The organism is Bartonella sp. AP30XZML (assembly GCF_042195945.1).
Classification (GTDB): Bacteria; Pseudomonadota; Alphaproteobacteria; order Rhizobiales; family Rhizobiaceae; genus Bartonella.
In genome coordinates, this window is the sequence record NZ_JBHIPJ010000097.1 from 1 (window position 1) to 9996 (window position 9996).

Annotated in this window: 12 protein-coding genes and 1 pseudogene; 11 read left to right on the forward strand and 2 right to left on the reverse strand. The window is 39.6% G+C overall.

The features are described from left to right. Window positions 1-237 precede the first annotated feature (237 nt). The 11 genes from ACFIL2_RS06565 to virB11 are packed head-to-tail and all read left to right on the forward strand — an operon-like array spanning window position 238 to window position 9427. Window positions 238-588 carry a TrbC/VirB2 family protein gene (locus ACFIL2_RS06565; protein ID WP_375680440.1) on the forward strand — a complete coding sequence of 117 codons (351 nt, stop codon included), beginning with the start codon at window positions 238-240 and terminating at the stop codon, window positions 586-588. Between the two features lie 27 nt (window positions 589-615). Beyond that, entirely contained in the window at window positions 616-942 is a 327-nt protein-coding gene (locus tag ACFIL2_RS06570) for a type IV secretion system protein VirB3 (RefSeq protein WP_375680441.1), read from the forward strand. Then, window positions 939-3299: a VirB4 family type IV secretion/conjugal transfer ATPase gene (locus tag ACFIL2_RS06575; RefSeq protein WP_375680442.1), complete on the forward strand. Its 2361-nt coding sequence runs from the start codon at window positions 939-941 to the stop codon at window positions 3297-3299. The genes ACFIL2_RS06570 and ACFIL2_RS06575 overlap by 4 nt, the downstream gene beginning before the upstream one ends. After that, entirely contained in the window at window positions 3296-4051 is a 756-nt protein-coding gene (locus ACFIL2_RS06580) for a type IV secretion system protein (protein ID WP_375678762.1), read from the forward strand. The genes ACFIL2_RS06575 and ACFIL2_RS06580 overlap by 4 nt, the downstream gene beginning before the upstream one ends. Before the next feature lie 21 nt (window positions 4052-4072). After that, a complete protein-coding gene (locus tag ACFIL2_RS06585) occupies window positions 4073-4408 on the forward strand; it encodes an EexN family lipoprotein (RefSeq protein WP_375678761.1) in 336 nt (111 codons plus the stop codon). 58 nt (window positions 4409-4466) lie between these two features. Continuing rightward, the gene (locus ACFIL2_RS06590) at window positions 4467-5396 is read left to right on the forward strand and encodes a type IV secretion system protein (RefSeq protein ID WP_375678760.1); all 930 of its coding nucleotides are present in this window, start codon (window positions 4467-4469) and stop codon (window positions 5394-5396) included. A gap of 8 nt (window positions 5397-5404) precedes the next feature. Then, a complete protein-coding gene (locus ACFIL2_RS06595; RefSeq protein WP_375678759.1) occupies window positions 5405-5692 on the forward strand; it encodes a type IV secretion protein VblB7 in 288 nt (95 codons plus the stop codon). Continuing rightward, window positions 5689-6360, forward strand: a complete 672-nt coding sequence (locus ACFIL2_RS06600) for a virB8 family protein (protein WP_375680443.1) — start codon at window positions 5689-5691, stop codon at window positions 6358-6360. Before ACFIL2_RS06595 ends, ACFIL2_RS06600 begins: the two co-directional genes overlap by 4 nt. Window positions 6361-6362: 2 nt before the next feature. Next, window positions 6363-7214: a P-type conjugative transfer protein VirB9 gene (gene virB9, locus ACFIL2_RS06605; protein ID WP_375680444.1), complete on the forward strand. Its 852-nt coding sequence runs from the start codon at window positions 6363-6365 to the stop codon at window positions 7212-7214. Window positions 7215-7241: 27 nt separating this feature from the next. Continuing rightward, a complete protein-coding gene (gene virB10 / locus ACFIL2_RS06610) occupies window positions 7242-8357 on the forward strand; it encodes a type IV secretion system protein VirB10 (protein WP_375680445.1) in 1116 nt (371 codons plus the stop codon). A 17-nt stretch (window positions 8358-8374) separates the two neighbouring features. Next, window positions 8375-9427 (forward strand): P-type DNA transfer ATPase VirB11, encoded by a 1053-nt coding sequence (gene virB11, locus ACFIL2_RS06615; RefSeq protein ID WP_375680446.1) that lies wholly within the window; start codon window positions 8375-8377, stop codon window positions 9425-9427. 54 nt (window positions 9428-9481) lie between these two features. Here the strand turns inward: virB11 and ACFIL2_RS06620 are convergent, their stop codons facing one another. Together ACFIL2_RS06620 and ACFIL2_RS06625 are read right to left on the reverse strand one after the other, a co-directional pair. Next, window positions 9482-9700 carry a type II toxin-antitoxin system RelB/DinJ family antitoxin gene (locus ACFIL2_RS06620; RefSeq protein WP_375640345.1) on the reverse strand — a complete coding sequence of 73 codons (219 nt, stop codon included), beginning with the start codon at window positions 9698-9700 and terminating at the stop codon, window positions 9482-9484. 78 nt (window positions 9701-9778) lie between these two features. Further along, a pseudogene (locus ACFIL2_RS06625) lies at window positions 9779-9996 on the reverse strand (adenosine monophosphate-protein transferase); the annotation flags it as partial.

The window sequence follows — 9996 nt, forward strand, 5'->3', positions numbered from 1 at the left end:
AAATAAAAGTATCCTAAAATAATAATAAAAATTAAGACAATATATTTAGGCGCTGCTCGAAGATATTTTAAAAGTATCATTTTGAATATTACTATATTTTTTGTTTATTAAATAATAAAAGATTAAATATTATTAATTTATCGATAGAAAAATTTATTTTTTCATTTATATGATTCCCGATTAATATTTTGAATATTAATTTTTCTATCAACTTAAACATAAAGCGGGGAAATTTTCATGAAAAACATGAATAATTCGTTCAGTTGTGAACATACCTTACAAAAAACTATTCTATCCAACACACAAAAGAAATGGTTAACAGCAGCATTGATGCTGTTTATTGCCTTCATCGCACTGAGTGAGCCAGCATTTGCCGCAGGTGACTTTGGAAAAGTTGAAACTGCTCTTGATCAATTAGTCAAAGCTTTAACAGGAAACATTGCAAAATCGATTGCAACCATTGCGGTTGCTGGTATTGGGCTTGCATGGATTGCTGGTTATGTTGAAATGCGTAAAGCTTTCTTTGTTTGTGTTGGCATCGGCATTGTTTTTGGTGCACCACAAATCGCATCAATGTTTATGTCTTAATTCGCTTGACTCTAGCCTTTCAAAGCCATGAAAGAGCACGACAAGCTAACAGAAGATACGTTATTTCTTGCTTGCACACGCCCTGCAATGATTGCGGGCGTGACGGTGGAAGCTATGGGATTAAATGTAATAGGAACGATGATATTGTTCATTATGGCAGGCAATATTTTTCTTATCACCTTTGGTGTGATGCTGCATTTCATATTCAAGGAAATCCTAAAGCATGACCATAACAAATTTCGTATTCTTCTGACATGGCAAAAGACATCTATTTTTGCCAGAAATTCGAGTCTATGGGGTGGGGGAAGTATTTCTCCATTACGATTAATTCGTAATTATGAGGAATTACAATGAATAGAACAGAGCGCAAACGTGAAAAGCAGCCAGAGGCGATCATTCCTTACGTGCGCCATGTCAACAAACACATCATTGCGCTGGATTCACGCGCTCTCATGAGCGTTATTAAACTTGAAGGCATTAACTTTGAGACAGCGGATATTATTGATCTGAATGTGCTTCACGAACAGCTCAACAATCTGTTTAAAAACATAGCGGATGAACGGATAGCGCTTTATAGCCATATTATCAGAAAGCGTGAAACTGTTTATCCGGATGGGACTTTTAGATCGGCATTTGCCAAGCAATTAGATGATAAATATCGCGAGCGGATGGTTTCACAGGAGCTTTATCGCAATGATCTTTATCTTTCTATTTTGTGGAATCCACACGTTGATCAAACGGATAAATTAGTGGAGTTTTTCAAACGTTTAGGCAAAGCCAAGCAAGAAAAGACAGAAGTTGATGCAGAGTCCATTCGCAAGCTTGAAGATATTACCACAGATCTTATTCAAAATTTAGAGCGTTATGGTGCAAAAAGACTGAGCCTTTATGAACATGAAGGTAATATTTATTCGCAGCAAAGTGAGTTTATCCACCAATTGGTGGGAGGTCGTCGTGAACGGATCCCTCTCACATGGGGGACGATAGCTTCGACTGTTTACTCAGACCGTCTCATTTTTGGGAAAGAGATCATAGAAATACGCACCGAGGCGGCACAGCGGTTTGCGGGCATGTTTGGTTGGAAAGAATATCCAGCAAAAACCAGGGTAGGCATGGCGGATGGTTTGCTCACCCTTCCCTTTGAATTTATTTTCACCCAATCTTTTGTTTTCAAGAGCAAAAATGCTGCCAAACAGATTATGGGGCGCAAACAAAACCAAATGGTCAATGCAGGAGATCGAGCAGGTTCACAAATTATGGAACTTGATGATGCGCTTGATGATCTTGAATCCAATCGTTTTGTTTTAGGGGAACATCATTTATCATTGGCAGTTTTTGCTGATACGCCGCAAGAATTAGCGGATAATCTTGCCAAAGCGCGTTCTCATCTTACGAATGGTGGGGCTGTCATTGCGCGGGAAGATTTAGGGTTAGCGGCGGCTTGGTGGGCACAATTGCCTGGCAATTATGCTTATCGCACCCGCTCTGGTGCAATAACAAGCCGCAACTATGCAGCGCTTTCTCCTTTTCATTCTTTTCCGGTTGGAAAAATAGATGGCAATGTGTGGGGACCGGCGGTAGCCTTGATGAAAACCTCTGCTGGTTCACCGTTTTATTTTAACTTTCACTTTGGTGATTTAGGCAATACGTTTGTTTGTGGTCCCTCTGGTTCTGGGAAAACGGTTATTGTCAATTTTCTTTTAGCACAACTTCAAAAGCATGATCCCAATATGGTCTTTTTTGACAAAGATCGGGGTGCAGAACTTTTTGTCAGAGCGGGTGGCGGCACTTATATGCCCTTGAAGAATGGTAAACCAACGGGCATAGCGCCGCTAAAAGGCTTAGACTATAACAATCCCGCAGATAAAGTTTTTTTACGGCAATGGATTATAAAGCTTGTTTCTTCTGAAGATCAAAAGATCAGTGAAGCGGAAAGACAAGATATTTCTGCTGCTGTTGACCAGCTTGCCTTATTACCCAAAGAACAACGGACGATCTCCGCCTTACAAATGTTTTTTGACACCACGCATAGGGAGGGGATAGCGGGTCGTTTAGAAAGATGGTGTAAAGGCAATGCCTTAGGGTGGGTTTTTGACAATCCTGATGACGACATTGGCATTGACGCAAAATTTATTGGTTATGACATGACGGATTTTTTAGACAATAATGAAATTCGTCCCCCATTAATGATGTATCTTTTTCATAGGATTTTGTCTCTGATTGATGGACGTCGTATTATCATTGTCATTGATGAGTTTTGGAAAGCGCTAGAAGACGATTCCTTTAAAGCCTTTGCGCAAGATAGACTTAAAACTATTCGTAAACAAAATGGTTTGATATTGTTTGCGACACAATCTCCCAAAGATGCGATTAATTCGACCATTGCCCACACCATTATAGAGCAATGTCCAACACAGATTTATTTTCCCAACCAAAAGGGCAATCATGGGGATTATGTAGAAGGTTTTAAATTATCGGACAGAGAATTTAACCTGATACAAGCAGAATTAAGCCGTGAGTCACGGCGTTTTCTCATCAAACAAGGACAAAGTTCAGTTGTCGCAGAACTGAACTTACGGGGCTTTGATGATGAAATAGCCATTTTAAGTGGCACCACCAAGAACATTGAACTTTTAGAGACCATTATGGATGAAGTTGGACAATCTCCAGAAAAATGGCTTCCTATTTTCCAAGAAAGGTCAAAACAATGAAAAAACTTTTATTGGCAACAGCCGTCTATGCAGCTTCATTTGGCTTTCAAACAAATGCCTTTGCTATCATGGTATATGATCCCGCGGCTGTTGGACAAATAATGAAACAAGTCCAGCAAGGCACACAACAACTTAACAAATTGCAAGAACAAATTCAACAAGGCAGACAACAGCTTGACCAATTAAAGAGCCAACTCGATCAAGCGAAACAATTATATAACTCCTTGAATGGAAAAACAGATTTGTCTGCTCTTCAAGAATTGCTCAACAAGCAAGGAAATAATGCTGCTCTCCCCTCTGATTTTAATCATTTAGAACAATCAATAGATGGCACCGGGGGTGGTAGCGGAAACACTGAAAAATGGAAAGAAAAACTTTTATACAAAGAACCATCGGGTGGTGGAGGATCAAAAGAAGCAGTTGATGCCTTTTACAAGCAAGAAGTGGAAAAATTGCACAATCGCAATGTAGGACAAGCAGCAACAGGGCAAGCTGTTTACGAAGATGCCGATAAAAAGAAAGAAGCCATTAGTAAGATTATTGAAAAACTCAAAAATGCTAAAACCGCTGCTGAAGTTCAAGACGCTCAAACACAATTAGCAGCTATACAAGCAATATTACAAGCAGAGGCTTTACAAACTCAAGCTACTTCTATGATTCAACAAGCTCAATCTGAAGCTGAAGCAATACGGATTAGAGAAGAAGCTAGTAAAAGATACCAAGATTATGCAAATCAACTTCGCGGTCATTAAAAGTTAAAGAGGGACTTAATCATGAACAAAGTTATTATCGCAGCACTACTACTTAGCACAGGGCTGATCACCGCTGGATGTGAAAAAACCTACAGTGTAGAAGATTTTAAGAAAGATGAAAATTTACTTAAAGAATGGGCGGTGAGATGTGGATTTACAGGAAATTCGAAAAACTGTCAAAATGCACGATTAGCCGATCATCAAATTCATGAAGAACGTCGGGCAAAAATTGACGAAGAAAATCGTAAACGTAGAGAAGAATTTGAGAAAAAACAACAAGAAGAAGAAGCTAAGAGAAACGCTGAATATGAAAAAAGGAGAGCTAAAGCAAAAAGCGAAAACAATTTCGATCCATAAAAATTATTATAACAATCAGGAATAAAAGTATTAAAAAAAATTATAAAATGGATATCCAATGGTAACAAAAGAATTATTTACCATGATAGATCAGCGTTTAATGAAGGCTCTTACAGATATAATGGATAAAACTATTAGCAATCTTTCAGGCGCTTTATCTGTTCCTCTTCAATCAGCTTGTATAATCTATATAGCATTTATAGGTTACAACATTATGTATGGGCGTTCTTCTATGCCCTTATGGGATTTTATAGCAACAACTTTCAAACTTGGCATCATCGTTACACTCACCACAAGAGCCGCTAACTATAACACATGGGTTACAAATATATTTTTCACTGATCTGCCTAATGCCATTTCAAATGCTACACAAGGTGCAATTTCTGATAAGAATGTCTGGGACAATATGATACAAAATGCTTATGCGCACGCCTTTGACGCAGCAAATAAATACAACGGATGGACTGAAGTTGGTACGTATATTGTTAACTGGATTGCTGGTCTTATTTGCTTAATTATTTCTGGGGTTTTTTGCACCATTGGTTTTATCGTCACAATATTTGCTAAATTTGGATCATTTCTTGTCATATCAGTGGGACCAATATTTATAGGTTTTGGTCTATTTTCAGCAACAAGACGTTTTACAGAAGCGTGGTTAGGTCAATTGGCAAACTTCATCATTTTGCAAGTATTAGTCGTGTTGCTTGGTAACGTGTATGTAAGTCTTGCAATGGAAATCCTTAAAGGTGACCTTACAGATATCATGTTTTCTTTACTTCAATTTTTGGTTATTGGCATTGGTGGGATTTATCTTTTCATCCATTTACCCGGAATTGCCTCTGCTTTAGCTTCTGGAGGAGCAGCTCTTACAGGATCAACACATTTAGCTCACCATTCTAGTAGAGCAGCTGGACGTGGTGCTCTTGCAGCCGCTCGTTCTGGTGTTAGCGGTCTAAGAGGTTTGGCGTCAAAATTTAGAGGAGGTTAATACCACAAATGCGGGGTTTAAAAAAAATTGGGATTATTTTGCCATTTCTTTTTCTTAGTGGCTGTATGTCTTCACCAAACACGCTGAAATCACTCCCAAAGTGTGATGGATATTCTAAACGTCCACTCAACAGATCAATGTGGAATTGGGAAGGGAAGAAGCCCACTCCAAGACCTATTATCATAAGTGGCAATACACAATCATCCGTGAAAGAGAGCAAACTTGAAACGCTTTTGGCACAAAAATTAACGGACGAAGAAATGAAGTCTTACAAAAATTGCGGGCAAAAAGCATGAAAGAAAACGCCGTAGAACAATATATTGCTGAAGCACGCTCGTTCGATCAAGATCGCATGCTCGCCTCACGCCGCACCACCCGCATCTCGCTTGCAATCGCCGGCATAGCCGTTGCTGTTGCAATAATGTCTTCTCTCGCGGTCATCACCCTCACGCCCCTTAAAACCGTAGAACCCTTTGTCATCCGCGTTGACAATTCAACCGGCATCACCGAAGTTGTGGAAGCCTTAAAAGAAGGTCCCACCAATGTCGACGAAGCAATCACACGCTATTTTGCCGCAAAATACGTCCGCTCCCGTGAAGGTTTCGCCGTAGAAGAAACGCAAAATAACTTCGAAACCGTCTCTCTCCTCTCCTCTCCTGAAGAACGAGAAAGATTTGCTGGATGGTACGGAGCAAAAAATCCCCAAAGCCCTCAAATTCTTTATAAAAACGCCACCGTTACAATAACAATAAAATCAATTTCTTTTATCAATGAAAATGTCGCCCAAGTGCGTTACTACAGAACTGTGCGTAACAACGACAACAACAAAGAATTCATCACCCACTGGGTTGCAACCCTCACCTTTGAATATACCAATGCCCCTATATCTGTCCAAAACCGTTTGATAAATCCCCTAGGGTTTATTGTTAATGAATATAGAACCGATCCGGAAGTGGTCAACTGATCATGACAAAAAAAATTCTTTTTCTCATTCTTAACATCGCTATCACCCTTTCTTTAACGCCTAGCCATGCCAGTATTTTTCCCACCCGCGCGCCAAGCGATAGCCGCATTCGCTTTATCAATTATGATGCTTATAATGTTACAAAAATTATTGGCTCCATACGCTCATCGGTACAAATAGAATTTTCTCCCAATGAAGAAATTGCCCATGTGGCAATTGGCAACAGTGTTGCATGGGAAGTCGCCCCCGCTGGCAATATTCTTTTCCTTAAAGCAAGAGAAGTCCAACCCATTACCAATCTCCAAGTCGTCACCACAAAGCTTGATGGCTCAAAGCGCTCCTATCAATTTGAACTTACGATCAAAGATGGGGAAATTTCATCTGGACAAGAAACATATTTCCTTGTGAAATTTCGCTACCCACAAGAAGAAGCAGAACAAAGAAGACTCGCAGCCCTTATGCGACAAGAAAAACAACAATCCCAACGGATTGATAATGTCTTCAACGCTTATGAAATATACGGACCTCGCAATTGGGCTTACACCACTCAAGGCTCTATCACTCTCGAACCCTCCTCCGTTTATGACAATGGCAAAACCACAACATTTACATTTCCAAACAACCAAGAAATCCCTGCCATTTATATTGTCAGCAATGACGGTACAGAATCGCTGGTTCCCAAAACCACAAGAGGCAACATGGTGATTGTCCACGCCATTAGCGCACGCTTCACCCTAAGACAGGGAAAAAACGTCCTATGCGTCTTTAACGAAGCCTATCAACCAAAAGGCACAAATCCAAATACCGGAACAACCTCACCATCTGTTGAACGTAAAATTGCATCAGATCTTTAAATAAGCGGGAATTGAAGAGGACAACACATGAGTGATAAATCAATCATCGACGATCGAGGATCTATTGGAGATGGCAAAAATAATACATCAAAATCGGATACAAAAAAAATAATCATTATTATAGCTTTTGTAGGATTTTGCGCATATGTGCTTTGGAATATATTTTCAACACCACCAACATCAAAAGACACGGCAAATATCCATAAAAAACAAGAATTTAATAACTCAGTTACTCCCTTAGAATTAGTTTCCGCTGAATCACAAGCAAAAATTGCTCCAATTACACTACCAACACCATCACCAACACCAGAAAAAATAGTTGAACATGATCCTTTACTTGATGCAGCACAACGTTCTCCAGTATTGGCTTTTACGAGCAATCCCCACCCTTCTTCAACTCAAATACCGAGAAATAACTATAGTAATAATATAAGTGAAACTCCTAACAATGATTCACAAAGTTTTTCCTCACTTCTAAAGCCTACAAAAATAGAAGGTACAAGAGCTGGGATCATGGGAAATAGAAACTTTATCATCGCCATGGGAACCTCTATCCCCTGTATCTTAGAAACGGCATTAAACAGTGACCAACCAGGCTTTGCAAGCTGCATCATCAACCGTGATATCCTCTCTGACAATGGGCGCGTTGTTTTGCTTGATAAAGGAACCCAAGTCGTTGGAGAATACCGAGGAGGGCTTAAAAAAGGTCAATCTCGCCTCTTTGTGCTCTGGACAAGAGCAAAAACACCAACCGGTGTCATCATCAATCTTGCATCTCCCGCAACTGACAGTTTAGGGAGAGCTGGTTTTGACGGCAACGTCAACACCCATTGGTGGGAACGCTTCAGTTCAGCATTATTACTCACCGTTGTTGATAGCATTACAACAAACCTAACCAATAAAAAGAAAGGCAATTCTAACTCAGGTGGTGGTTTCAACAGCTCTGAAGCAAGCAATATCGGAAAAGATACAGCCACCGTTGCTCTTGAAAATCAAATCAACATCCCCCCTACCCTAGAAAAATTTCAAGGCGAACTCGTCAACATCTTTGTAGCAAGAGATCTCGATTTTTCATCTGTCTATAAACTAACCGTAAAAAGCAAAAGTAACCGCTCTACTCCCAGCTATTCCTTTTTTCATTAAGTCAATAAAGTCACATTATGCCCTCAGCAAAAAATGCAGAACGAGCTTCCATCGTCTTAACAAAATTAAAGATCTTAGATGACTTCCTCAATAATGAGAATTTATTTGAAATTGTTATCAATCGCCCCGGCGAAGTAATCGTTGAGGGTCCCAATGGTTGGCAAACCCACATCTTAAAAGAACTAACCTACAGCGAACTAGAGGGGATTGCAAAAGTTGTTGCTGCCTACACAACACAAAAAATCAGTGTAGAAAATCCCGTTCTCTCCGCAACACTGCCAAACAACGAACGCATACAAATTGTTATGCCTCCAGCTGTTGCAGCCAATACCATTAGCATGACCATTCGTAAACCTTCATCACGCACTTTTTCTCTTGAAAGTTTACATGAAAACAATCTGTTTTCTGTCGCCCAAAACACCAGTTTCACACCCACGCAACAAATGACAGAACGGTTATCCGAACTCTCTGATACAGACAAAGAGCTAACAGATCTCTTTATCGCCAAAGACTTTTGTACATTTTTAGAACGCGCCGTTATTACACAACAAAACATCTTAATATCGGGAAAAACCGGTTCCGGGAAAACAACCCTCTCTAAAGCCTTAATTGCAAAAATCCCTGACTATGAACGAATTCTCACCATTGAAGACACGCCAGAACTTGTCGTTCCGCACGCCAACAAAGTCCAACTTTTTTATTCAAAAGATAACCAAGGCTTAGCAAAAGCAGGCGCAAAAGAACTGCTTGAATCTGGCTTACGCATGCGCCCCGACAGAATCCTTCTACAAGAGCTGCGTGATGGTACAGCCTTTTACTATATCCGTAATGTCAATTCTGGTCACCCCGGCTCCATTACAACCGTCCACGCCTCAACAGCACTTGCAGCCTTCGAACAAATGACCCTTCTTGTCAAAGAAAGTGACGGTGGTGGTAATTTAGCACGCGATGATATCCGCGGCTTATTAATCTCGATGATAGATGTCATCATCCAATGCAAACGCCTCGAAGGAAAATTTCGTGTAACAGAAATCTATTACGATCCTTTCAAACGCCGTGATACTTTTTAAAAAGCGTCGAAAGGACTTAAATAACTCATTCATATCTTTCGCAAAGTATACATCTTATCCATTTGCATTCTTTTCAAAAGTTTTAAGCGTTTTCGCATTAGAAATAGACATATCAAATGGTAATCCTCTTTCATCAACAACTTTAGCTAAGGAAATTCGTATAAAATCAGACACCGTAAGTCCTAAACTTGCTAATATTTCACCGGCTTCTTTTTTCAACTTCTTATCTATATTTGCTCGAACAACATCTTTTGAATCTACGGCTACGCTCATAGTAAACCTCCTTTAGTTACCTTCTTATGTGTGGATTGAATTAGTTATAATAACAAGTTTCTAATGTTCTAAATTTCTTTATCGCGTAACATCTTTTGACTTTGTTTGCGCTATCACATTTTTTAGCTCTTGTGTATGTCTCTGTTGCAAAAATTTAACTGCTGTTTGAAGCTCATTCACAAGCTTTTTATCTTGAAGCTGATTTTTGGATATTGCTTTTGACAAGTCAAAGTCTTGTTTATGAATGGCATCCTGTCCAAAACGTTTATCTAAAGCACTTTGTAGCTTTAAAAACT

What these genes read in the sequence shown, in the direction of transcription:
- ACFIL2_RS06585 (WP_375678761.1), top strand. Translation starts at nt 4,073, where the DNA reads ATGAACAAAGTTATTATCGCAGCACTACTACTTAGCACAGGGCTGATC.
- ACFIL2_RS06575 (WP_375680442.1), top strand. Translation starts at nt 939, where the DNA reads ATGAATAGAACAGAGCGCAAACGTGAAAAGCAGCCAGAGGCGATCATT.
- ACFIL2_RS06590 (WP_375678760.1), top strand. Translation starts at nt 4,467, where the DNA reads ATGGTAACAAAAGAATTATTTACCATGATAGATCAGCGTTTAATGAAG.
- ACFIL2_RS06620 (WP_375640345.1), bottom strand. Translation starts at nt 9,700, where the DNA reads ATGAGCGTAGCCGTAGATTCAAAAGATGTTGTTCGAGCAAATATAGAT.
- ACFIL2_RS06580 (WP_375678762.1), top strand. Translation starts at nt 3,296, where the DNA reads ATGAAAAAACTTTTATTGGCAACAGCCGTCTATGCAGCTTCATTTGGC.
- virB9 (WP_375680444.1), top strand. Translation starts at nt 6,363, where the DNA reads ATGACAAAAAAAATTCTTTTTCTCATTCTTAACATCGCTATCACCCTT.
- ACFIL2_RS06595 (WP_375678759.1), top strand. Translation starts at nt 5,405, where the DNA reads ATGCGGGGTTTAAAAAAAATTGGGATTATTTTGCCATTTCTTTTTCTT.
- ACFIL2_RS06565 (WP_375680440.1), top strand. Translation starts at nt 238, where the DNA reads ATGAAAAACATGAATAATTCGTTCAGTTGTGAACATACCTTACAAAAA.
- ACFIL2_RS06600 (WP_375680443.1), top strand. Translation starts at nt 5,689, where the DNA reads ATGAAAGAAAACGCCGTAGAACAATATATTGCTGAAGCACGCTCGTTC.
- virB10 (WP_375680445.1), top strand. Translation starts at nt 7,242, where the DNA reads ATGAGTGATAAATCAATCATCGACGATCGAGGATCTATTGGAGATGGC.
- virB11 (WP_375680446.1), top strand. Translation starts at nt 8,375, where the DNA reads ATGCCCTCAGCAAAAAATGCAGAACGAGCTTCCATCGTCTTAACAAAA.
- ACFIL2_RS06570 (WP_375680441.1), top strand. Translation starts at nt 616, where the DNA reads ATGAAAGAGCACGACAAGCTAACAGAAGATACGTTATTTCTTGCTTGC.